22 protein-coding genes are annotated in these 23534 nt (G+C 59.1%); 16 read left to right on the forward strand and 6 right to left on the reverse strand.

What is annotated here, in order from left to right:
* Positions 1-2: 2 nt before the first annotated feature.
* Complete coding sequence (locus ACFFU4_RS18020) at positions 3-338, reverse strand: low molecular weight protein tyrosine phosphatase family protein (RefSeq protein ID WP_377071281.1); 336 nt, start codon at positions 336-338, stop codon at positions 3-5.
* A 406-nt stretch (positions 339-744) separates the two neighbouring features.
* Here ACFFU4_RS18020 and ACFFU4_RS18025 point away from each other — a divergent pair, with 406 nt between their 5' ends.
* The 9 genes from ACFFU4_RS18025 to ACFFU4_RS18065 all read left to right on the forward strand — a co-directional run bounded on the left by ACFFU4_RS18025 (position 745) and on the right by ACFFU4_RS18065 (position 5974).
* Positions 745-1005 (forward strand): hypothetical protein, encoded by a 261-nt coding sequence (locus tag ACFFU4_RS18025; protein ID WP_377071282.1) that lies wholly within the window; start codon positions 745-747, stop codon positions 1003-1005.
* Complete coding sequence (locus ACFFU4_RS18030) at positions 986-1345, forward strand: DUF2958 domain-containing protein (RefSeq protein ID WP_377071283.1); 360 nt, start codon at positions 986-988, stop codon at positions 1343-1345. Before ACFFU4_RS18025 ends, ACFFU4_RS18030 begins: the two co-directional genes overlap by 20 nt.
* Positions 1342-1572 carry a hypothetical protein gene (locus tag ACFFU4_RS18035; RefSeq protein ID WP_377071284.1) on the forward strand — a complete coding sequence of 77 codons (231 nt, stop codon included), beginning with the start codon at positions 1342-1344 and terminating at the stop codon, positions 1570-1572. Before ACFFU4_RS18030 ends, ACFFU4_RS18035 begins: the two co-directional genes overlap by 4 nt.
* Positions 1569-1871 (forward strand): hypothetical protein, encoded by a 303-nt coding sequence (locus ACFFU4_RS18040; protein ID WP_377071285.1) that lies wholly within the window; start codon positions 1569-1571, stop codon positions 1869-1871. Before ACFFU4_RS18035 ends, ACFFU4_RS18040 begins: the two co-directional genes overlap by 4 nt.
* Positions 1872-1980: 109 nt before the next feature.
* Positions 1981-2229 carry a hypothetical protein gene (locus ACFFU4_RS18045; protein WP_377071286.1) on the forward strand — a complete coding sequence of 83 codons (249 nt, stop codon included), beginning with the start codon at positions 1981-1983 and terminating at the stop codon, positions 2227-2229.
* Positions 2230-2289: 60 nt separating this feature from the next.
* Positions 2290-3090 carry a hypothetical protein gene (locus ACFFU4_RS18050; protein ID WP_377071287.1) on the forward strand — a complete coding sequence of 267 codons (801 nt, stop codon included), beginning with the start codon at positions 2290-2292 and terminating at the stop codon, positions 3088-3090.
* A 611-nt stretch (positions 3091-3701) separates the two neighbouring features.
* The gene (locus tag ACFFU4_RS18055; protein ID WP_377071288.1) at positions 3702-4055 is read left to right on the forward strand and encodes a plasmid mobilization protein; all 354 of its coding nucleotides are present in this window, start codon (positions 3702-3704) and stop codon (positions 4053-4055) included.
* 10 nt (positions 4056-4065) lie between these two features.
* A complete protein-coding gene (locus tag ACFFU4_RS18060) occupies positions 4066-5754 on the forward strand; it encodes a relaxase/mobilization nuclease domain-containing protein (protein ID WP_377071289.1) in 1689 nt (562 codons plus the stop codon).
* A 49-nt stretch (positions 5755-5803) separates the two neighbouring features.
* Complete coding sequence (locus ACFFU4_RS18065) at positions 5804-5974, forward strand: hypothetical protein (protein ID WP_377071290.1); 171 nt, start codon at positions 5804-5806, stop codon at positions 5972-5974.
* Positions 5975-6150: 176 nt separating this feature from the next.
* On the opposite strand, the gene ACFFU4_RS18070 is transcribed toward ACFFU4_RS18065, so the two are convergent.
* The 3 genes from ACFFU4_RS18070 to ACFFU4_RS18080 are packed head-to-tail and all read right to left on the reverse strand — an operon-like array spanning position 6151 to position 10691.
* Complete coding sequence (locus tag ACFFU4_RS18070; protein ID WP_377071291.1) at positions 6151-8622, reverse strand: hypothetical protein; 2472 nt, start codon at positions 8620-8622, stop codon at positions 6151-6153.
* On the reverse strand, positions 8619-10229 hold the full coding sequence (locus ACFFU4_RS18075) for a hypothetical protein (RefSeq protein ID WP_377071293.1): 1611 nt from the start codon (positions 10227-10229) through the stop codon (positions 8619-8621). Before ACFFU4_RS18075 ends, ACFFU4_RS18070 begins: the two co-directional genes overlap by 4 nt.
* A gap of 51 nt (positions 10230-10280) precedes the next feature.
* Positions 10281-10691 carry a hypothetical protein gene (locus ACFFU4_RS18080; protein ID WP_377071294.1) on the reverse strand — a complete coding sequence of 137 codons (411 nt, stop codon included), beginning with the start codon at positions 10689-10691 and terminating at the stop codon, positions 10281-10283.
* 317 nt (positions 10692-11008) lie between these two features.
* On the opposite strand from ACFFU4_RS18080, the gene ACFFU4_RS18085 reads away from it, so the two are divergent.
* Together ACFFU4_RS18085 and ACFFU4_RS18090 are read left to right on the forward strand one after the other, a co-directional pair.
* The gene (locus ACFFU4_RS18085) at positions 11009-12481 is read left to right on the forward strand and encodes a toll/interleukin-1 receptor domain-containing protein (protein WP_377071296.1); all 1473 of its coding nucleotides are present in this window, start codon (positions 11009-11011) and stop codon (positions 12479-12481) included.
* A complete protein-coding gene (locus ACFFU4_RS18090; protein WP_377071297.1) occupies positions 12465-14003 on the forward strand; it encodes an argonaute/piwi family protein in 1539 nt (512 codons plus the stop codon). The genes ACFFU4_RS18085 and ACFFU4_RS18090 overlap by 17 nt, the downstream gene beginning before the upstream one ends.
* A 167-nt stretch (positions 14004-14170) precedes the next feature.
* Here ACFFU4_RS18090 and ACFFU4_RS18095 read toward each other — a convergent pair whose 3' ends face one another.
* Both ACFFU4_RS18095 and ACFFU4_RS18100 read right to left on the reverse strand, forming a co-directional pair.
* The gene (locus ACFFU4_RS18095) at positions 14171-15088 is read right to left on the reverse strand and encodes a nucleotidyl transferase AbiEii/AbiGii toxin family protein (protein WP_377071299.1); all 918 of its coding nucleotides are present in this window, start codon (positions 15086-15088) and stop codon (positions 14171-14173) included.
* Positions 15078-15899 carry a type IV toxin-antitoxin system AbiEi family antitoxin domain-containing protein gene (locus ACFFU4_RS18100; RefSeq protein WP_377071315.1) on the reverse strand — a complete coding sequence of 274 codons (822 nt, stop codon included), beginning with the start codon at positions 15897-15899 and terminating at the stop codon, positions 15078-15080. Before ACFFU4_RS18100 ends, ACFFU4_RS18095 begins: the two co-directional genes overlap by 11 nt.
* Positions 15900-16196: 297 nt before the next feature.
* Between ACFFU4_RS18100 and ACFFU4_RS18105 the strand changes: the two genes are divergently transcribed.
* From ACFFU4_RS18105 to ACFFU4_RS18125, 5 genes are read left to right on the forward strand one after another with little or no spacing between them, the layout of a single operon-like run.
* Complete coding sequence (locus tag ACFFU4_RS18105; RefSeq protein WP_377071300.1) at positions 16197-16394, forward strand: plasmid-related protein; 198 nt, start codon at positions 16197-16199, stop codon at positions 16392-16394.
* Positions 16391-19192 carry a class I SAM-dependent DNA methyltransferase gene (locus ACFFU4_RS18110; protein WP_377071301.1) on the forward strand — a complete coding sequence of 934 codons (2802 nt, stop codon included), beginning with the start codon at positions 16391-16393 and terminating at the stop codon, positions 19190-19192. Before ACFFU4_RS18105 ends, ACFFU4_RS18110 begins: the two co-directional genes overlap by 4 nt.
* On the forward strand, positions 19189-20286 hold the full coding sequence (locus tag ACFFU4_RS18115; protein WP_377071303.1) for a hypothetical protein: 1098 nt from the start codon (positions 19189-19191) through the stop codon (positions 20284-20286). The genes ACFFU4_RS18110 and ACFFU4_RS18115 overlap by 4 nt, the downstream gene beginning before the upstream one ends.
* Complete coding sequence (locus tag ACFFU4_RS18120) at positions 20286-22334, forward strand: pseudomurein-binding repeat-containing protein (protein WP_377071304.1); 2049 nt, start codon at positions 20286-20288, stop codon at positions 22332-22334. The genes ACFFU4_RS18115 and ACFFU4_RS18120 overlap by 1 nt, the downstream gene beginning before the upstream one ends.
* Entirely contained in the window at positions 22327-23523 is a 1197-nt protein-coding gene (locus ACFFU4_RS18125) for a GIY-YIG nuclease family protein (RefSeq protein WP_377071306.1), read from the forward strand. The genes ACFFU4_RS18120 and ACFFU4_RS18125 overlap by 8 nt, the downstream gene beginning before the upstream one ends.
* Positions 23524-23534 lie beyond the last annotated feature (11 nt).

Here is a 23534-nt window from a genome sequence, read left to right on the forward strand (position 1 = left end):
TATTATCTATCGGCCGGATGCGTTAAACGCGGCTCGATCTTTCGTTTCAACAATCTCACCAGTTCAGGATCGCCGCGCTCATACTCGTCCGGTATGTGCAGCGTGATGATCCGGTTGTCCGGTGGACGCTGCTTGAACTTCTTGCGGATGCGTTCGCGATGGTGGGTTTCCATCGCGAAGATCATGTCGGCCGAGGCAACCAGTTCCTTCGTCAGCGGGCGCGGCGCTTCTGAATCCGTCCCTGCGGATATCACTTCGATACCGGGCGTGTCGCGGAAGACATCTTCAGCGGTCGGACTCCGCAGCTTGTTGGCGGTGCAGACGAACAGGATACGCATGGCGGCATATTAGCAGAGCATCGGCGTTTGTGCAGCCTTGCCAGCCACGGGCAACCGGATTTGTACACGGCGGTCACGGGCCCAGGCGCATGTGGGCACCGGCATATTGTCCTGCCGTAATTTCGGAAAACAGGCGCATGGCGTTTTGATCCGCGATCGGATGGCGTCGCGGCAATCACCGTCTCCTGCCTTTCTGCAAGGGCAACCCGCATTGCCAGACCGTGCGCGAAGCTGGCGCATAACGCGGGGCTCAGCGCTGCAACTTGCTTTGTCGGCTCCCCCGTTCCCTTCGCGCGGCTCAGGTCACGGTCCCCCCAACAATGCGTTGCAGCCGCCCCGGCGCATGCGCCGGACGCGTCGGCATCGGCTGGCATGGGGCCAGCCCGCAACGAAAAGGAGACTGAAAATGACTGACGCAACGCAAACCCAAACGCAGGACAAGCCGTCCGGCACACGCCCGAAATTCCGGGCCTGGCTGGTGCAGGACACGCCGGAAGGCGAAGCCCACTGGACCGAGCTCTCGGGCCTCTGGCCGACAAAATCCGGCAAGGGCTTCAAGGGCTACCTGCGCACGCCGATCGCCGCCACCGAGGGCCGCCTCGTGATCCTGCCGGCCACCTTCAACCCGCACAGCGAGGAGAAGTCCGATGAAACTGATCCCCGCTAACGAATACCGGAAACTCATCGAGCAAGGCCGCGCGACTGCCGCGGCCTTCGCCGAAGGGCAGGAGCCGCCCGATCACAAACCCGTCGTGAAGCTGTTCACGCCCGATGCGAACTGCACCTGGCTGATCGCCGAACTCGATCCGGACGAACCGGACATCGCCTACGGGCTTTGTGATCTCGGACTCGGCTGCGCCGAACTCGGCAGCGTGCGGATTTCCGAAATCGAAAGCGTCCGCGGTGCCTTCGGGCTTCGCGCAGAACGCGACCGGTTCTTCAGGGCCAACCGCAGCCTTGGCGCCTATGCCGCCATCGCCCGCGAAAACGGGAGGATCGTCACATGAGTACGCATATCACAAACGATCACGTCAGCGCCTTCGAGGCGCTGACTTCCGGCGAATACAGCAACTTTGCGCTGCTGTCCTGCCATGTGAACGGCGCGCCCGCTGCAGCCATCGTGGCCGTGAACGAAGACGCCGGCGAATACCGGATCACGCCACTTTTCGTGAGTGTCACGCCCGAAATGGACCTGACCGACCATGACGGCGTCCCGGCGGGAGGTGTATCATGACCACCACCGAAACCTACCGCATCGACTGGGAGGGCATCGCCCTCTCGGTCCGCTGGACGCCGCAATGGCTCGGTGTCGATATCGATGGCCAACAAGTCGCGCATCTGGAACTGGTCAGCGATGATCGCGTGCCGCTCCCGGTCACCGAGACCGGCTACCGCTCGCACTTCACGAGCCGCGAAGCCGTCGAGGCCGAAGGCGGCCCCGTCGCCTACGCGCTCAAGTGGCTGGACGTAGAGTCCCTTTCAGACGCGTGGAAAGAACGCGAGGCCGCCGCCCGGCAGATGAGTCTGTTCTGAACTGGCGGCGCCATTCGTGCGGCCGCATCTCTGATGCCCGGCGATCTTGCTCCCCGCCGTCCTCATGTTCAGAATTGCCGGGTGAATCGGCAGACGGGAGATTGAGACTATGACCGAGCCAGACATTGTACCTGATCACGAGCGCGCGGCGATTCGCGCGCAACTTCAAGCCTACCTAAATGCCCATGCCATCGGTGTGCCACGACTCCAGCAATTGATGGAACAGACGCTTGATGCCGCGGAAAGACCCTACGTTAACCTGCGCTCATTGCAGCGATTTATGGCCGACAGCGTGCGCATCGAAGATTCCAAGGTCATACGCTACCGGAAGTTCCTCAAGATCGTGCAAAGCGACTGAAGCATCGATGGCGTCCTGACAGGAGATTTAACGGGGCCCAACGAATTACAGGTCTGATCAATGCCGAAACTTCCCGTCGTCGAAAACGTAGAACGCGAAAAAATCAGAGCGCAACTGAAACGTTACATGAAGCAGCACGGGATAGGCGCACCGCGCTTGTACGAGAGGATGAGCTACGTCCTCGACAGGAGCGACAACCCCTACGTCGATCTACGGTCGCTCCAGCGTTTTCTTCGGAACGAAGTTCGCACGGATGATGAAAAAGTCATCCGGTACAGGCGCTTTCTTAGCATTGCTGCGCCGGCGCCCAAACCGACACCCGCGGCCATCTTTGCCGAACTCATTCGCCAAAACACACTCCTGCCGACGGATGCTTCGATCATGGACGCTACCGACAAGAGGTTTTCGCTTGGCGAGGTCACTGGCCGCAGACCCCTTTCCGAGTATGTGGGGCGATATGCCGTGAGTGTCGGGAACTATGGAGAAGAGCCGGATTATGGAGATGTCGGGCCGAATGCCGAGAAGCATATCGTGTGCCTGCCCGATCCGAGCGGTATGTTTTTGCTGGTGACGACCCTCGCGCGTAGCATGTCTACCGAAACGTCCCCGGACGACCCCAACTATTCCGCCTACACAATCGTGTCTGTGAATGCTCTGATGGTTCCCATGGGGTCCGCGGACCTGTTGATCGTGGAATTGGATGGGCTTGGTGACGGAGGCAGCTTTACCTTATTCAGGGACATCAGCCTAAGCCAACCTGACGGCCGAACAACTCTCGAAGGGGTCTGTCTCTACACGATCGGGGCCCTTGCACGGTGTCCTAACGTCTGCACGGAGCGCCTGACCCGGATCGACGGCTAAGTCCCGAACAAGTACTCTGCTGTGCTCCGCCGTGATCTGCCTCGGTCCGGAAATGCCAACCGTAAGCATTGAGAACACAGCCGTGTCCAAGCCTTGTCCAACCGAGAAAATTCCGATAAAAGTGAAATTAAATCAACATGATCGCAGGCTCTCCGCGGGATAGGGAGCAGGCGTTAAGATTTTCCTAATCTTGTTACCGTATCCTGAACTCATAGGTCGTTAGCAGGGAGTACAAGATGTGCGCGGGGTCCCCGCGCCATCTTGGGAAGGGGGCTCAATTGCCGCCCCCGTTCCATCCCCGGCTAGTGCGGAAAGCACCATAGAGACCGATTCCCGGCCCCGGTGTTTCCGCAGTCAGCGTTTCGGCGCTGAACCACGACCAAAGAGCCTTCGTGCCCTTTGGAAACCAGACGAGGGGCTTCCGCGCCCCTTCGATCCCACGGCCAGGGTTTTCGCACCCTGGACCACGACCGGTGTTTCGGCACCGGCTTCGCCCAAAGGGAGACGTCGGCTCGCCCTTTGGAAACCCATCGACCAGCGAATTCGGCGCTGGACCACGAGCACGGAGACGGCCGTGCCGCCGGTGTGAGGAGGGTGAGAGGAGAGCGCACATGCCCGGCAGCGGCAGCGAAACCAGACAGCGCCAAGTCACACTCAAGGCGCGCTTTAACGAGCAGGAAGCCGCGCTCGTGAAATCGCAGGCGGATGCCGCCGGTGTGCCTGTTGCCGGTCTTATCCGCTACGCCGTTCTCGGTCAGACGCCGCTGCGCTCGACCCGCACGCCGCCGATGGATCGTGAACTTGCCGCGCGCATGATCGCCGCCCTTGGCCCGATCGCTTGTGCGCTGCGGCAAGCGCATGCATCGGGCGATCTTGAGCTTCTGTCCGAGACGATCACCGCCGCGCAGCGCGACCTTTCCGAGATGCGCACCGTGCTGCTGTCGTCGCTCGGCCGGGAACCGTGAGGAGGCTGCCATGATCCTCAAAGGCAGCGCCCGGTCCGGCGGTTCCGATCTCGCCACCCACCTTCTCAACGCCTACGACAACGAGCAAGTCGAGCTTGCCGATATTCGCGGCACGATCGCCGATGATCTGCACGGCGCGTTTGCGGAATTCGAGGCGGTGGCCAGCGGCACGAAAGCGCAAAAGCCGCTCTACAGCCTGTCGGTCAACCCCTCGGAACCGCTCACGCGGGAGCAGTATATCGAGGCCGTCGAGGCCATCGAAAACAAGCTGGGATTGACCGGTCAGCCGCGCGCCATCGTCTTCCACATCAAAGACGGCCGCGAGCATTGCCATGTCGTCTGGTCGCGCATTGACGGCGCCGAGATGAAGGCGATCCACATGGCTCATGATCGCCGGAAGCTGTGCGACATGGCCGTGCATCTTGCCGAGCAATACGGACACGAGCTGCCCGAAGGGCTGAAGGCGTGGAAGCAGCGCGAGCAGTTCAAAAAGGACAAGCTCGAAGCCACGCTTGCCGAGAACGCGCAGCAGAAAAAATCCGGCATCACGCCCGAGCAGCGCCGCGAAGACATCACCGCCGCTTATCGCGAAGCGGACAGCGCCAGCGCGTTCCGTCATGCGCTGGAAGAGCGCGGCTATATCCTGGCGCGTGGCGACCGCCGCGCCTTCGCCGTCGTGGACTGGTTCGGCGACGTGCATTCGCTGTCCCGCTACCTCAAGGACGTTCCGCGCAAGGAGATGCGGGCGCGGATGAAATCCCTCGATCCGTTATCGCTGCCATCGGTCGAGCAGGCCAAGGAACAGGCCCGTGCGCAGCAAAAAGCCAGCGCCGAACGTGCCCGTGAACAGCGCGCCGCTCAGGAGGACGCTGTCAAACGCCGCTCTGCCGAAAAACGTGCCGCCATGGAGCGCGTCCAGTCCGCGCGCTGGCTGGCGCTTTCGCAAATGGAACAGGCGCTGTTTTTGACGCAGCAACAAGAGCGCATGGCGCTTCATGCTGCGCAGCAAACGGAAGCTTCGGGCATGGTGTTCCGCATGCGCGCGAAGGTGGCCGATCTTGTTGCCGGTACGCCGGCGCTGCAATCAGTGCTCGGGCATATTGCGGGCCGGGCCGGGCTCGATCCGCGGGAGCGGCACAAGCTGGAGAACGAGGCGCTGGACCGGAGGCACGAGCGGGAGAAGATCGCGCTCGAAGGCCGGAAAAAGGCGCTCGACAAGATCGACCGGCGCGAGCGGATGGCGCTGGAACGCGATCTCAAGCGCGAGGCTCTGGCGGCCCGGGCCGCACCGGTGGCGCGCGCGGCGCCGCAGCAGCGCGAGAAGGGGACGCGCACCGACCCGCGCCTGCTTCAGGAAGACGGGCTGGGCGCGGCGTTCAACGACAAGGCGGTGGAAGAGGCGCGCGGTGGCCGTGGCGACGGTGAGACCGAAGGCGAGGGCCGGCGGCTGCGTGATAGTTGGGATCAGGCACAGAAGCAGGATAAGCGCCCGCATCGCACCGATCCGCGGCTTCTGGAAGACGACGCGCTACGGGCGGAGTTTGACGAAGCGGCGCAGGCCCGGCGTCATGACAGTACCGATGAAGGCGAGGGCGAGGATGGTCGCAGCCGCCGTAAAAGCTGGAAGCAGCGCGCGCAGGAAAAAGGCCATCGGCGCGGCCGCGGGCGCGGCTACGGTATGAAGCGCGACGGGGATTGATTATTGCAACGCCAACTTGGCAAAATCGGCATGAGGCGAGGATGGATTGATGAACGATAATGAAGATGAAGTGACTGTGACGATCACGTTGAGCCGGAAAGCCTATGAGAAGGCCGAGAGGCAGGCGAAGGACCCGCGTGGTCCGATGGGGGAGATGGCAGGGTTCGTGTCCGCCACGGAATATATTGAGCGCATAGTCGAAGTTGCGTTGGAGGACTGACGAGGCGACGCGCTCTTTCGCAGCTGGTCGCGGGCACGACTACGGTGTAAGATGGATGAGGACGTGCGGCCAGTGACAATCTCGAACTGAATCTCGATCTCGGCGCTTCGGCGTATTAGAGTAATCACAGCAGTCGTTGCGCAAAAAAGGTGTTGCCGGGTCACTGGGCGACATTGTTATCTGCCGAATACAGCATTTCCTTCGGAGCTCAGGGAGTCGCAAAGCGTTCTGTGCGCGCGGGCAATTGCCTCCGGAGCAATGCCAAGCCGTTCGGCATATTGAGCACTCATGCCGTCCATAACGTCGGTGATCGTTGGGGCGAGTAACTCTTCCTTGGTCAGCTGCGTGCTCCTGTAAGTCTTGTTCGCGAGTGGGATAACGTGACGCGCGATCTTTGCTCGTTCGGATTGTGACAGCGGCGCAGCAAGGCAGGCCTGGAGGCACCAAAAACATGTAGCCCAGCACTCGATGAGATCGGCCGGAATCTGGTCATGCTCGCTGTCCAGCGTCAGTTGCCGGATCGCAGGGTTTGTTCCGCCGAATATCTTGAATAGCAGGCGGCCGATCACATACGGCCAACTCGTCCTGGAATCGCCTTCCACTGGTAACACCTGCAAGGCTGTCCGGCCTTTCTGGTTGTCCTTGCCAGTATCGGTCCCTTTCCAACTCGCTGCGCACAGGATCATCAGCATAGCGCGCAATCGCAAGAAATCCCGCGGTGACAGAGAGCCGCCCTCCTGCTTCAGATCGATACGTTTGGAGAAGTTTGTCACTGCGGTGATGATCTGCTCTTGCGTCGCCTTTCGTTGTTTTGAGCGCTGGCGGTTATCCCCTTCATCCGGCTCAGGCCGGGACGTCGGCGGCGGCTTTGTGTCAAATTCTTCTCCAGATGCCATCGCGGCTTCGGCATTGTCTGTTTCGTCTCCGAGATCGAACGAAGCTTTGAAGATCGCCTCATCGTCTTCATCCTCCGGTGCAACGGTCAGCGTCTTGAGCCCGACGATGCGGTTTAGAAATCCGCGGACGATGGAGACATCGCTGCCGCCCAGGGTGTTGTGGAGCAATGGACCCGCCTGATGCGTTCGGCGGCCAGCGATAAAATCCTCGTAGTTTAGCGTCCTGTGTTGTGGTCCGTTCTGTCCGTCCGGTTGGTGGCCGACCTTCGGTATCGAAATCCCGTCGCCAGGACTGCCGGCTTCCGGGTTCTCGATCTTCTCCAGCACATCAAGAACTTCGAGCAAGGTCAGGCTCGCTTCTGTCTCGCCGTCGAGCTGGGCAAGGGCGCTCTCCGTCTTGCCCGAATGGGTTTCGCGGATCGCGGCCTCAAGCACATCGATCACGGTGATGATGGCGGGGGAGAATGTGTCTTTCCCGAGGGGACGGGCGAAAGCAGGCAGCTGATCGTCTATATCAATGCGGTAGCGCAGCTTCCCCTTTGCGCTTTCGATGTGTTCGACGTCTACATTCAGCGTTTCTCCACTGCTTCCGAGCAGTTCGATAGGGTAGGATGCCGGCTCGGTGACATGCGCCGCAGGACGCCACACCAGCGTGTCCCCGTGGAGCGAGAAGGTGCCGGGATGGCTGTCCGAGAGCGCATCAAAGGCGAGGTCGTCATTGTAATCCAGCGGCGGTATTTCTTCAGGACTGATACGCTTGTTCTCATCGAGAAGCTTTGTGAGGTTGAGCGTCGCGACAGCGCTGTCCGCGGGCAGGCGCCGGTAAAGCCCTGCTTCTTCATTGTGACCGGCCATGGCAGCTGTCCCGAGCGCTGCGCGTGTGCAGTTGGCGCTTCCGATCAGAAGGTGATCCGCGCTCGCAGTCTCCGCGATTAGGGCTTTGGCGTGGATGAATCGGCCATCTGCAAACCCGTCCCGCTCGTAGAGCCCGGTGCGGGCTAGCGCCTTAATAGCCTCGGGCGGAAACTGGTTCGTCTTCGGATCGATCAGCAAGGCCGTTTCCTGCGGGTTCAGGGCAGTTTGCAGCGCGGAAAGGGCGGCAAGCTCTTCGTCCCAATAGGGGCTGATGACGATCAGACGCTTGACGGGTTCGTCGATTAGGGCGGCCAGGCGCGTGCCGATGCCGGATTGGCGATCGGCGACCAGCAGGCCGGCCTGTGTGCCATCCCCAAGCGTGACCGGCTCGGTGGCGGGTACCGCATGCCGGAGCCATGCTGCGCGAGCGAGCATCCATTCCTGCTGGGCGGGCAGCATCGGCGCAGCCGGATCGGCCATGCCCGAGAGATAGTGCCAGGCTTGGGCGACCAGACGCTGCGCGCCGCTATCTTCAGTGCCGCACTTGATCATCGTAACAAGTTCGAGGTTTCCGGCGAGGCCGGCAGCGGTCAAATTTGCTGAGCCGATGATCAGGCGGCCGCCCTTGCGTCCGATCTGAAGGAACAGCTTGGGGTGGAACAGCCGCTCGGTCCGGGCGCCGGACGCGGTGTAGAGTCTGCCGGCCTGACGCGGCAGGCCCGCGCCGCCGAGGGCATGTGTAAGCATCCGACGATCGGCAATGACCATGTTGTTGCGGCAGCCTGCGCCGCGCACGCGCGGCAGCACGATGTTCTCGTATGCCCCGAAATCGATGCCGAAAGTGGTTGCGATACTGGTGTGATAGCCCTTGTCGGCAAAACGCTCGTACAGTTTCATGCGTTCATGGCCTCCCGCCCTCTGGCCGTGAGGCCGTCATGTTCAAGCAAACCGGTGTCCTTGAGGAAGGCTATCGCGGGGCCAAGACGCGGGTTGGTGAATACGGGACCGTCCTTCTCGCGCAGGCGAAGACGACCGTCATCGGCCTCGATCAGGAAGGTGTAATCGCCCTGGTGTCGCAGCTTGCGCAGCGCGACCGTCAAGTGACGCCGAATTACCCTTTCTTCGAGCACGCGCTCGATCGTGCGGCGGAACGGTTCGTTCTGATGGCGCTCCAGAAAATCGGTTTCGCTGAGGAGGGAGCGGAAGGCCTCGGGATTGAATCCGCCGAGCGGCTCTTTCAGGTCCGCACCGGTCTCGCTGATCCGGCGATGCAGGATGGCGAGCAAGTGCACGGCTTTGGCGGCTGTTGCCGCCGTGCAGATGCGTTTGTCGTCCCGGCCGGCGCGTATGATCTCCTCCGCAAGGGCGATTTCTGAAGCAGGGTCACGTTCGTCGTAGGCGTTCGGTGCGGGCTCCGATGTCGACAGCATGACAGACCAGCTTTCAGGGGAGTTGGCGAGTTCCGCGAGGATGTCTTCGGTGCATGTGCCGATCAGTTGCGCCATGCCGCGTCCGCGTGGAGAGGTGCCGAGCGTGTCGAGAGTGAATTTCAGGAGCGCCTCGTGGGCGATATGGCAAAGGTCATTGGCGTGATAGACCCACCACCTTGAGCGTTGGGCTTCGAGCGCCGGATCGTCCAGGGCAAGGGTGTTTCCCTCATGGTCGCATCCAGCATAGAGCAACCACCGAATTTCATCGGGACGGGGCTCGCGATCGAGCAGGTCGGCAATCCTGAGGATCAGCTGGATGCTGAGTTTACGCGACAGGGCGCCGGCTGTCGGTGCGCCTTCGGGCGTGAGAAGAATGTCTTCGTAGAATGAGCGTTCGGCACTCTCGGCGCCAACGCGCGACGGGAGGAGAGGTTCTAGCATGTCGAGCTCGTCGCGCGTGACCGAACCTCGTTCGATCAGCGTGAAATACAGGTCGGCAAGCGGGCCGACCGACGTTTGGAACGCGTCTGCCAGACCTTCGCCGAGCGGACGGCTGGGGAGAGGTATCTCGTGTGTGTCTGTGCGGTCGAGTATCCCGATCTCCAGCAGCTGGCTGCGATAGGCTGCGCCATACGCACCCCAAGCCTGTTTGAGGTAGTGGGTTTCACTGCCTGGCTCGGCGGCTTCAGCGAATGCGATGACATCTTCCGTCTGCTTTTCGAGTGTTTTGCCCGCCCACTCCGTGCCCGCGACACCAGACTTAGTGCTAGCGACACCGGACTTGCTACCATGGAAGGTCGCGATCAGGGCATAGAGCGCTTCCGCTCTGCGGACATAGCGCTTCCAGACTTGCGGATCGGTATTGCCTATCTGTTTGGCATAGCGGTGGGCGAGCCAAGCATAGAGCCCATAATAGCGCATGCGCAGGGTCACGTTGGAGATGCCGGGCAGGAAGGTCTGATAGAGACTGACGCTACTGTTCTGCATGCCGAGCGGATCGAGCCCATTTTTCTTCCGGTACTCGGTCCACTCGGGATATGCGATGGGCTCTTGTGCGGCGGTCTGATCGTTCAAGTCTATTTGCTCCGGTGAAAAGGTTTTGGTTTCAGATGATTGCGCCGAAACTTAGTCGCGCAGGGCCGCAATCGACTTGATCGTGCCGTCGCTGTCCTGGAACTTCCAGTTCCCGTTCCAGACATTCTCATTGCCCGCGGCGATCGAGGCGTTGAGCTGGTTCAGCGTTTCATAGTTACGGCCGGTATCCGTGCGGCGCCACACGCCGTTCTCCGCCACAGCACTGTACTGCTTGCGCTTATAGGTCCGGAAGATCGTGAAGCCCGGCGGGAAGGTGACGTTGTTGCGCCGATCGAAAAAACCCTCGCCGATGTCGGCAGCTTGAGATTTAGCGTCCGTGCCGGCGACGGGTTGGCAATCGAGGATGCGGCGCAGAATGGCGTCTTCAGTCTCTTCGCCCTCTTGGCGGTGACTCCAGATGGCGGCAAAGACGTCGGTCGAAACGGGTATCGTGCGGTTCATAGCCTATCTCCTTCGTTCTGATGCGGACAAAATAGCAAATAGTGCTATAGCCTGTAAATAGCAAAAAGCGCGATGGGCTAAGATGCCTCCTTCCGCCTGCGCTGCGGCGGTAGGACAGGGCTCTCGTGACCGAATCCCGTTTCCGGCGTTTCCGCTTTGACCCCTCGCACGGACATGCGGTTGTATGCGCCCCATGGAACCTTCCTGCGTCGGCCGGACGATATGCTGAGGAGCCATCTGCGGTGTTTGTCCACAACAATCTGTGCAGCCGACATGACGCTATACAAAATGTTGCCGGATTGTTCTATACTTCCCGCATGACCGAGATTCTCTCCTCCGATACTGCCGTGGGAAGAACGGCTGCGAAGGACGCCCCTGCCGGTGCGGTGACGCGACGCGTCCTGTTCCTCAGCCATGCAACGCCCGAGGACAACACCTTCGCGAAATGGCTCGCGAGCCAGCTCGCAATTGCCGGCTACGAGGTCTGGTGTGATGTCACGGCGCTGCTTGGCGGGGAACGGTTCTGGGACAATATCGAGGAAGCGATCGACCAAGCGACGTTCCGCTTTCTGTTTGTCTCGACTCTGGAGGCGAACCGGAAGCCCGGGACGCTCCGGGAGCTCAAGCTGGCGGAAGAGGCCCGTGTGAAGCACGGGCTCAACGATTTTATCGTGCCGCTCAAGGTCGACGCGTTCCCGTTCGGCAGCATGCATGAAAGCGTGCGCGATCTGAATGTGATGCGGTTCGATTTTGGTTGGGCCGAGGGCCTGCGGCGCCTGCTCGCGCTGCTTGAGCGTGAAGGTGCCCCGAAATCTCCCGTCACAAACGCGAACGCGGTCATGGACTGGTACACGCGCTCGATAGAATGCGATCGGAAGCCTGTGCGCGCCAATGACAGCTATCTCTCGAACTGGTTCAAGCTGCGCTTGCCGAAGCGGCTCTATGCGCACCGCTATTGTGGGCCGGCGGAGACATTGGTCAAGGTGGCCGCGGCGTTCCCGCATCCTTACCGGGTCGTCGGCCAGCGCCTTCTGACCTTCGCCCCCGAGCATGAAGTGGTCATGGCGCTCGGCGAGAGGTGGGCCGGCGATGAACTCGCCGTGCTCGATACGCGGTCCTTCGTCTCCGATGGGGCGCCGGCGCTCGATATTGCGTCATTCGATGCCGCGAACATGGTCAGTGATCTTGTCCGTCAGGCGTGGGAAGCGGAGATGACGCGGCAGGAGCTATGCGCTTTCCCTCTGGCAAGTGGCCTTGTCGCCCGTTTCTTTGCGGCCGGGCACCTGGAGAAAAACAAGGCGTATTTCACGCCGTATCGCGGACGGCGGACCTGGCGCCAGCTTGTCGGAAACAAGACACGCCGGATCGCAGGCGGCGACAAGGTTCCTGACGGGTACTGGCATTTCGGATTATCAGCTTCGCCGCAGCTGGCACCGTTTCCCCGCATCGTTCTAAGGTATCATGTGATCTTCAGTGACGATGGGCGCACGCCCTGGGACAAGGCCGAGCGCATGCATAAGGCCCGGCGCGGCGTGTGCAAGCAATGGTGGAATGCCGCCTGGCGCGACAGGCTGTTGGCCTTCTGTGCGCAGCTTGGTGACACGGAAGGCAAGCTGACGATCGAGACGGGCGGTGATTCTCTCGTGGTGTCCTTGAAGCCGGAGCGCTTTATCAGCCCGGTCAGGTACTTCGAGGACGGGCAGGCGGGACTCGACGAGAGCGGCGAGATCGAACTGGTCGAGGATGATGCCGGTGAAGACGGGGAGAGTGGCAATGGCAGCGCGTCGTAAGCGGTCAGTCAAGACGAATCGCAAGCTGCTGCCGATCAGTGAGCCGCGGCTCCTCTTTGCCCATGACCAGAAGCTCGAAGACCCCAAGGACGGCCTGCTCCTGTTCGGGCCGCCCAAAGACCATCCTGCGATCGAGTATGGCGTGATCGGCACGCCGGAAGGTATCGAGCAGTTCAAGGAATGGGCCGGAATGATCGCCGGCGCTATCGATGCCGACCCGAAGATCGGTAGCTCGGTGATGTTTCCCGGATTCGAGACCGTCTTCCGGACCGAATGGAAGACCGAGCCGCGCGTCGCGATCCCGCTCGACGCTGATCAACTCGACCGCACGATCCGCAATGTCGATGCGCACCAGCGCGTCTATGATACTGTCGATTTGTTCGCCAGTCGCATCCGGCGGTGGGTGACCGAGGAAGATGCCAAGGTCGCACTCTGGTTTGTTGTGGTGCCGGAAGAGCTCTGGAAGCTCTGCCGTCCAAACCAGACAATTTCCAAGGCTGCGGGTGTAACCGGCGATACGGTGCTATCGCACCGCAAGGCGATGAAGCTCTGGGACAGCCCGGACCTCTTTGACGATATCAACGAGGCGGCCGATAAGCACCGGTTCGAGAACCATTTTCATAACCAGCTCAAGGCGCGGCTTCTCGGTTGCGAGGCCGTCACACAGATCGTTCGGCAAACCACGATCGCGCCGCAGGCTCATCTTAATAGTATTGGCGAGCCGATGCGCAAAGTGCAGGATGACGCGACGATCGCGTGGAATCTGGCGACGGCGATTTATTACAAGGCCGGTGCGAAGCCTTGGACACTTGCCGACATTCGCGAAGGCGTTTGCTATATCGGCCTTGTTTTCAAACGGACCAATAGTCCCCGTGACGAGTATGAGGCGTGTTGCGGCGCGCAGATGTTTCTTCATACGGGCGAGGGGATCGTCTTCAAGGGGTCGGTCGGCTCATGGGCGTCCGACAAGCAGGGCGAGTTCCACCTTCCGAAAGACCAGGCCGCCGAGATCGTCAGGCGCTGTGTTGCGAGTTACAAAGACTGGCATGATGCGGCGCCTAGGGAGCTCTTCATCCACGGCCGGACCAACTTCAACCGTGAGGAAATCGAGGGCTTTCGGGAAGGCGCTCCCGACGGAACGAAAATCAGCGGTATCCAGATCAAACGGCCGAACGACCTGAAGCTGTTCCGCGAAGAGGGAAGACGGGGCGTTATGCGCGGGCTTGCCCTCAAGGTGGATCGACGCAACGCGTTCCTCTGGAGTTCGGGATATATTCCCAAACTCAAGACTTATCCTGGCCGCGAGATTCCAACGCCCCTCAAGGTGAAAATCGTGTTCGGCGACACGCCGATCGAGCAGGTGCTCGAAGACATCCTTGCCCTGACAAAACTCAACTTCAACACCTGCATCTATGGGGACGGATATCCCGTTACTCTGCGGTTTGCCGATGATGTCGGCGAGATTCTGACGGCAATACCCGAGGTTAGTTCAAAACCGTTGCCGTTTCGGCATTATCTCTAGGCTGGCGAGCCGGATGAGATGTGGGGCTTCCATCTGATCCTGGTCCTTATGGCAGGAGGGGAAAGCCTTCCCCTCGCTGCAACCCGCCTCTTGCGGTTTTCCGCTACCCCTTCCAGCGGGGACACCCCGCAACGCCCCGTCACGGTTCTTCGCTGCAATGTGCAGCGTCAGCCGAACAGTTTCTCAAGTTCGGCGCGCTGTGCCGCGTGTTTTTCAGTGTTTTCAGCCATCAGCTTCTCGATGTTCATCAGCTTCCAGCGCACGGCGGGCAGATTCGCCGCCTGCGGACGATCGATGGCCTCGAATTCCGGCACGCCGTCGTGCAGGCTGAGCAGAAAGCGCTTCGTGTTTTCGTCGAAGCGGGACTGGATGTCGGCGATCAGTTGCTTACGGGTCTTCAGGAGGTCGTCGAGGGTGACGGGCGTCTTGGTCATGCCCTCGAATTGTTGCGCGTAGGGCTGATCGAGATCGATCAGGTTCGGGTTGAGAAGCTCGTGCGCCGGGCGCGGCGAACTGGCGACATAGATCAGGAAGGTGCGGAACAGATCGTCCGTCAGCCCTTCGTTTTCGTAGAGCAGTTTGATGTCGTAGAGGTCGCGCGGGTGCTGGCGATCGAGGGCGGCATGCAGCTTGCCGCCAAACAGGTCTTCGAAAGCGACGATCTGCATCTCCGCGTACCCGAACTCATCCTCGACGGCCTCGGTGACCGCGCGGGATTCCGGTTCGTGAACGGCGCCGCGTGTTACGGGGGAGGTCTCGATCTTGATTTCCGCGCCTTTCAGGCGGGCAAGCAGGCGGGTGGCGCCGCCGCCACCGCCTTTGATGCGTTGGGTTTTGGCGCCCGCTATGCCCGCTTCTATGGATGCTGCGATGCGATCCATCGCGTCGTTGATTTCAGCAAGGCTTTCATCACGGTCTTTGATCGGCAGGTAGGTCAGGTCGATATCGACCGACAGGCGCGGCAGATCGCGGTAGAACAGGTTGATCGCCGTGCCGCCCTTGAGCGCGAAGATTGGCTCGCTCGCGACATGCGGGAGTATGCGGACGAGTAGCGCGACCTGGGCTTCATAGCTTTCACGCGCCATCGCTCGCCTCCGTTGTCACGAATTCTTCCGGCACCATGATGCGGTAGCGCGGGTGTATCCGGCCGCCTTTGACGAGCGCGCGGTCGCCGCTGCCGAGGTTGAATTCTTCCAGATCGAGGCGCTTGCGCCAGGGGTGGTCGTGACGGTCGGCAAAGACGAAGAACAGGCGTTTGACCTTGATCTTCTTGCAGCTGTGCAGCAGCGCCGAGAGCTTGCGCGGGCGCAGCGTTGTCAGGCTTTCGAAGACCATTTCGAGGTTATGGAAGCTTTCATGGTCCGGCAGCTCGTCCATGGCTTCCATGACCGCGCGCTCGGGGGCTGACATCTTCAGCTTCCAGTCCCATGGCAGAGTGTCTTTTGCATCAGTATCGTCCTTGGTGAGGCCGAGGGACGCGTCCGCAAACAATGAGCTGTTGCGGGTTTCTATCGGGGCGTTCAGGGGCAGTTTGGCCAGCCAGTTCGGTATGGCCCCGCCATAGACCCAGACAGGGGCGTTGCTGCCCAAGCGCAGATAGTGGTCGTAGCCTTGCTGGCTGAGTGCGGTCGTGCCGCCGACATGGACATCGTAGCCCATGATATGCTGCATGGAGAGCAGGCAGGTCTTCCAGTCGAGTGTGTTGGCCTTGGTGGTGTGCGGCGCCGGGCGCCGGAAGACGCCGCGATGGACGCGTTCCAGCCAGCCGCGCTTGACGTAGCCGTAGGCCGAGCGGCGCCCTATGCCATGGCGCTCCAGCCAGGCAGAGTCCACGAGGAAGCCCGCGGGTACAGACTCAAGCAAGCTCTTTATATTTTCATGTTCCTGTCCACTCATGATGGACATATTATCATGTTTTCAAAGAGCCTGTCACGTCCTCCTTTGAGAAATGTGTCTTTGGTCCATTCTGGATGGACAAAATTGCCGAATGGTAAAGCGTTGCCGCTAAGACTAGGCTCGGGAGCCCTCCAGCAAAGCAGGGCGGGCGCGGATGCCCTGCATCGTCTCCGCCGCCGCACCCCCATCAGCAAGTGAGGGGTGACGGACGGCTCCGGCGAAGCAGGGCGACAAAGTCGTGGACGATTCAGCCAAAGCGCTACACAAATGTGTATCCACTGGCTACACTTTCAGGCGATGAAAAAGAACGTCGGGCTTCGCATACGCATCGATCGGGACCTGCGGGAGCAGTTTCTGAAAGCGTGCCAGGCGGACGACAAACCCGCCGCTCAAGTGCTAAGAGAGTTCATGCGCGCCTATGTGGCCGAGCGTGGCGTTGATTCCGCGATCATGCATGGCGGCGTAAAAGAAAAAGATAACGGGGTAGAACCTTGAACGCAGTTGAAATCGAAGAAGCAATTTCCAGACTGGCCGAACAGCCGTTCGACGCCGAGGAATTCCCCTTCGCGTTTCTGGAAGCGTTCGGCAACAAGGCGACCACCATCAAGCGGCTGCGCAGTGGCGCCTCGAACAAGTCCGATCTCGGCGGCGTTCTCCAGATCAACAATATCCACATCAAGGTCTGCGAAGAAGGGCAGGTTTCCGACACGATCCGCGCGCTGCGCGAGAGCCCTGCCACGAAGAACGCCCGCAACCGCGTCAAGTTCATCATGGCGACGGATGGCATCACGCTGGAAGCCGAAGACCTTTCGTCTGACATCGCCCCGATCGTCTGCCCGTTCGAGGACTTCCCCGACCATTTTGGCTTCTTCCTGCCACTTGCCGGCATCTCGACCGTCAAGCAAATCCGCGAGAGCGCCTTCGACATCAAGGCCACAGGACGCCTGAACCGCCTGTATGTCGAGCTGCTCAAAGACAACCCTGAATGGGGAACCGCCGAGCGCCGCCACGACATGAACCATTTCATGGCGCGGCTGATCTTCTGCTTCTTTGCCGAAGATACCGATATCTTCGTCAAAGCGGATCAGTTCACCGCCACGATCGAGCAGATGAGCGCCCCGGACAGCACCAACACCCATGAGGTGATCAGCACGCTGTTTCGCGCCATGAACACCAAGCTCGAAGAGCGCGACGCGGCGAACATCCCCCGTTGGGCGTCCGATTTTCCCTACGTCAATGGCGGGCTGTTCTCGGAAAGCGTGGACGTGCCGCGCTTTTCCAAGATCGCGCGCTCCTACCTTCTGCATATCGGCAATCTGGACTGGAAGAAGATCAACCCCGACATCTTCGGCTCGATGATCCAGGCCGTCGCCGATGACGAGGAACGCGGCGCGCTGGGGATGCATTACACATCCGTTCCGAACATCCTGAAGGTTTTGAACCCGCTCTTCCTCGATGATCTGCGCGAGAAGCTGGAAGAGGCCGGTGACAACGCGCGCAAGCTTTTGAACCTGCGCAACCGGATCGCAAAGATCAGGGTTTTCGACCCCGCCTGCGGCTCCGGCAACTTCCTTGTCATCGCCTACAAGGAAATGCGGGCGATCGAGGCTGAGATCAACAAGCGGCGCGGAGAGCCTGACCGTCGCACCGACATACCGCTGACCAACTTCAGAGGCATCGAGCTGCGGGACTTTTCCGCCGAGGTGGCGCGGCTGGCGTTGATCATCGCCGAGTATCAGTGCGACGTGCTCTATCGCGGCCAGCGCGAGGCGCTACGGGACTTCCTGCCGCTTGACGCCATGAACTGGATCACCTGTGGCAATGCCCTGCGGATCGACTGGCTCAGCATCTGCCCGCCGACGGGCAAGGGTGTGAAGATGCATGGTGACGACCTGTTCAGCAAACCGCTCGATCAGGCTGAAATCGATTTTGAGAACGAGGGAGGTGAAACATACATCTGCGGGAACCCGCCATATTATGGAGGGAAGCTTCAGTCTGATGAGCAGAAAGAGGATTTAGAGTCGACATTTCGCTCGACAAGCGTGAACTGGAAGTCCCTCGACTACGTAGCGGGATGGTTCTTTAAATCTGCGCAGTTTGTATCGCGCCTGGATGCGCAGGCCGCGTTAGTAAGTACAAATTCGATATGCCAAGGGCAACAAGTGCCAGTGCTTTGGCCGACGTTGTATTCTCAAGGTGTATGTATTCGGTTTGCTCACACTTCATTTCGCTGGGCGAATCTAGCTACGCACAACGCTGTTGTCACCGTCGTAATTGTTGGGCTAAGCCCAGCAGGTAAAGCATCTAAAAAGCGCCTATATTCAATTTCAGAAGATGGTTCCACAATTTCGCGGGAGGTTCCTAACATAAATCCATACCTAGTCGCAGCCCCTGATGTGATCGTGGAAGCGAATTCAAAGCCGGGCAACAATCTACCGCCCATGGTGTTTGGAAACATGCCACGAGATGCAGGCTATCTCTTGCTATCGCCTAACGAACGAGATGAGCTCTTGGCAGAAGACCAACGATCGGAGAAGTATATATTTAGCTTTCGTGGATCAGACGACTTTATCCATGACAAGCAGAGATATTGCCTCTGGATTTCCGATGAGGATCGGGATCACGCCAGAAAAATCAATGGGATAAGAGAACGGCTTGAAATGGTCGCAAACGCTCGCAAGCAGATGAAAGCCGCTTCAACTCAAAAGTTTGCTGATCGCCCTCATCGGTTTGTGCAAATTCAGGGCGTCGCCAAGCGAAAGTCAATCATCATTCCACGTCACACCTCAGAGAGGAGAACCTATCTTCCCGTCGGCCTGCTAGATTCCAAATCGATCGTCGCGGATAGTGCTCTTGCCATTTATGATGCGCCGCTGTGGTGCATGTCCATTATTGCATCTCGACTGCACCGCGTTTGGATCGCATCCGTGTGCGGGAAAATTAAGACGGATTTCAGGTACTCCAACACGATTGGTTGGAATGCGTTCCCTATTCCGAGCCTAACCCAGAAGAGCAAAGATGATCTTACTTCTAGTGCGCAAGAAATTCTTCTGGCACGTGAGGCTCATTTCCCAGCTTCAATAGGGGAGCTTTACAATCCGGATGAAATTCCTGCCGATTTGGTTGCGGCGCATGACCACAATGATGAGGTTTTGGAACGCGCGTATATTGGCAGGCGTTTCCGAAATGATACTGAGCGCCTAGAAAAGCTATTTGCGCTTTACTCACATGTCTCTGATCCTGCTGCCCCGAGGCGGTCAGATAACTTCGTAGAGGAGGGAGGGCAAGGATGATAGCGGTCGACAGCATACGGCAACCTACTGACCGGACGACAGCTCAAGCGCTGCACAAAATTCTTCAATATGCACCTCCCGAGGAGATGGATATCGCCGCCGCGTACATTACTGGCAGCGGAATGCGTGACCTAATCAAGGTCTTTGAGAACGCTTTGGGTAAAAACCACACCACTATTGAGCGGCGGTGGCTTACGTCCTTTGACTATTGCAGAACCGAACCGATTGCCTTGGAGGCGATACGATCACTTCCAAATTCCAGCGTAAGAATATTTGATGCGGAGTTTTGTCTTTCGCGGGATTGTACCCCGAGGGTTCCATTTCATCCAAAAGCCTTTTTTCTGAGGAACTCGGGATATCAATATTTACTCGCCGGGTCTGGAAATATTTCTCGATCTGGACTTGCGCGCGGCTATGAGGCGGGGCTTTCCATTGGCGTTGACCTCAAGGTCACTCCCAAGACGTCAAGCGCAGTTCAGTCAATACAAAACTCTCAGAAATGGTTCGATGCCGCATGGGACGGAGCGTCGCCCCTAAGCGACAAAATCCTCTCATGGTACTCTGGCATCTTTGAGAGTGTTGATAGGCAAAAAAGTCCAGCTATCACGGAAGATGATATTGCTTCTGATCATCCCACCAACGGTGCGCTCAAGAATAGTGACTTACAGAAGCTTCGGGTTTGTCGAAACTTTTGGATTGAGGCTGGAAATATTACAAAAAATCGTGGCCCCCATTTACCAGGAAATCAATTGATGATGAAGCGATTGACTCGAGTCTTTTTCGGATTTCCCCCGACAGTGGTTCCAGAGAATTCCGCGATTGGCACGGTGGAAATGTCTTTTGGTGGAGGTAATTTTGATGACTACTCTGTCACCTACAGCGACAACAAGATGGACAAACTCGTTCTGCCGATACCTGGCGTGAATGGACCAGATAGCTATGATAAAAAGAACCTTATCTTCAGGTGTGTGGCGCCTGGAAGGTTCAAGATCAGAATTGGCTCTGATGCGGACAAGAAGGTGTGGCTGAGGAATAGTAAGAAGATTGATGCCGATTTTGCTATGAAGGGGGGAAGAAAGTGGGGAGTATTTTAATGAGTGATAAAGTGGTTCCATCCGTAGCTGTCACCTATGCCCAGACTGGTAGCTCCACCAAGTCAAACGAGTTTGGCATGCGCCCGATGCAAGAGCGTGCCTTTGAAAAGCGCGGCGAGCAATATCTCCTTATCAAGTCGCCGCCCGCGTCGGGCAAGAGCCGTGCGCTCATGTTCATCGCGCTGGACAAGCTGCATAATCAAGGTCTCCGGCAGGCCATCATCACGGTGCCGGAAAAGTCGATCGGGTCGAGCTTTGCTGACGAGCCGCTCAGTGACTTCGGGTTCTGGACGGACTGGCATGTCGTGCCAAAATGGAATCTCTGCAACGCGCCTGGCGCCGACGGCAGCAAGGCCGACTCTGTGGGCGCGTTCCTGAAGAGCAATGACGCCGTGCTCGTCTGCCCGCACGCCACCTTCCGCAACGCCGTTGAGAAATTCGGTGTCGAAGCTTTCGACGATCGCCTGATCGCCGTGGATGAATTCCACCATGTTTCGGCCAACCCCGATAACAAGCTGGGCGCGCAGCTTACCGAGTTGATCGCGCGCGACAAGGTGCATGTCGTCGCCATGACCGGATCGTATTTCCGGGGCGATACCGAGCCGGTGCTCATGCCCCATGACGAGGCGAAATTCGATACCGTCACCTACACCTACTATGAGCAGCTCAACGGCTACAAATATCTGAAGACGCTGGATATCGGATACTATTTCTACTCCGGTGCCTATGCCGATGACATCCTGAAGGTGCTGGACCCTGCCGAGAAGACGATCATCCATATCCCGTCGGTCAACTCCCGCGAGAGCACGAAGGACAAGATCAGGGAAGTTGAGCACATCATCGAGGAGCTGGGCGACTGGCAGGGCGCTGACCCCGCCACCGGCTTCCAGCTTGTGCAGCGCGCGGATGGCCGCGTGCTGCGGATCGCCGACCTAGTCGATGACGATCCGGCCAAGCGGGAAAAGGTTTCGGCGGCGCTCAAAGACCCTGCGCAGAAGAACAACCGTGACCATGTGGACATCATCATTGCCCTGGGCATGGCCAAGGAAGGCTTCGACTGGATTTGGTGCGAACACGCCCTAACCGTTGGCTATCGATCGAGCCTGACCGAGATCGTTCAGATCATCGGACGCGCCACCCGTGATGCGGAAGGCAAGACAAACGCCCGTTTTACCAACCTGATCGCCGAGCCGGACGCGGCAGAGGAAGCCGTAACGGAGGCGGTGAACGACACGCTGAAAGCCATCGCGGCCAGCTTGCTCATGGAGCAGGTACTTGCTCCGCGCTTCAACTTCACGCCCAAGAAGCCTGATAGCGGGCCGATCGAAGGCTTTGACTATGGCGAAGGCGGCTACAAGGAAGGCGAATGCAATGTCGGCTTCAACGAGGACAGTGGCCAGTTCCAGATTGAGATCAAGGGGCTTGTCGAGCCGAAGAGCAAGGAAGCCGAGCGCATCTGTCAAGAGGACCTGAACGAGGTGATCGCGGCCTTCGCGCAGGACAAAACCACCGTTGAGCGCGGCCTGTTTGACGAGGAACTTGTTCCCGAAGAACTGACACAGGTGCGCATGGGCAAGATCATCAAAGACAAGTATCCCGAGCTTGACGAAGGCGATCAGGAAGCCGTGCGCCAGCACGCAATCGCAGCGCTGAACCTCACGCAGAAGGCCAAGGAAGCGGCGCTCGAAACCGATGACGCCGACAAGAGCGGGAACACCGCCTTGATCGACGGCGTCCGGAAATTTGCCATGGACGTGCGCGATCTGGACATCGACCTGATCGACCGGATCAACCCGTTCAGCGAAGCCTATGCCATCCTGGCCAAGACGATGAGTGAAGATAGCCTGAAACAGGTTCAGGCCGTTATTTCGGCGAAGAAGGTGAAACTCACGCCCGAGGAAGCGCGCGACCTGGCGCGGCGCGCCGTGAAATTCAAGCAGGAGCGCGGGCGGCTGCCCTCGATCACTTCGCCTGACGCATGGGAAAAGAAGATGGCTGAAGGCGTGGCATTCCTTGCTCGCATGAAAGCGGAGGCCGCCAATGGTTAAGGAATTTACCGAGGACGACGATGCGCTTCTGGCCGAGCTTGGCGTCGAGGTTGAAGAAAAGAAAGCGCAGACCCGCACGCCACGTGAAGAGCGCATCATCGCGGGCTTCGAAGAGATTCAGCGCTTTGTCGAAGAACATGGCCGCGCGCCGCAGCATGGCGAAGACCGTGATATCTTTGAGCGCCTGTATGCCGTTCGACTGGATCGTATCCGCGAACAGGCGGATTGTCGGGAACTGGTCGAACCGATCGATCACCAGGGATTGCTGGCAGGGTCAGCACCATCATCGTCATCAGCGACGGACGAGTTGGATGACGATGCCCTTTTGGCGGAACTCGGCGTCGAGGCTGAGGCTCCGCCGATCACGGAGCTCAAGCATGTTCGGACGAGCGCCGAGAAAAAAGCCGCAGAGGAAATCGCGAACCGCGAAAAGTGCGAGGACTTCGAGACCTTCAGGCCGCTCTTCGAGCAAGTGCAGAGCGAGCTGGACAGCGGCCTGCGCGAGACACGCCCTTTCGAGATGAAGGCCGAAATCCAGCCGGGACGGTTTTTCATTGTTGGCGGCCAGAAGGCCTATGTCGCAGATATGGGCGAAACCACCATTACAGCCCAAGGCCGAACTGATGCGCGGCTGCGCGTGATCTTCGATAATGGCACGGAGAGCAGCATGCTCATGCGCTCGCTCCAGCGTGCACTTAACAAGGATGAAGCGGGCAGACGCATCACCGATCCCGTGGCCGGTCCCTTGTTCGCGGATCACACGATCGATGGCGACGAGGCCAGCGGCACGATCTATGTCCTGCGCAGCAAGTCCGATCATCCGGTTGTCGCCGAAAACCGCGATCTTGTTCACAAGATAGGCGTCACGAACATGAGCGTCCAAAAACGCATCGCGGGCGCGCGCCTCCAGCCGACATTCATGATGGCAGATGTCGAGGTCGTGGCGACCTACGAGCTTTACAATATCAACCGCACGAGGCTGGAAAAATTGATCCACCGTATCTTCGAGCCCGCGCGGCTCGATATCGAGATCATGGACCGCTTCGGCAATCCTGTCGTTCCACGCGAGTGGTTCCTTGTACCGCTTTCTGTTGTTGATCACGCAGTGGAGCGAATTAAAGACGGAACGATTAAGGGCTACGCTTATGATCCAACGCAAGCTCGTCTTGTGAAGAGGGAAAAGTTTTAGAAAGTGATGCA

Source organism: Roseovarius ramblicola (genome assembly GCF_042430665.1).
GTDB classification, from domain to species: Bacteria; Pseudomonadota; Alphaproteobacteria; order Rhodobacterales; family Rhodobacteraceae; genus Roseovarius; species Roseovarius ramblicola.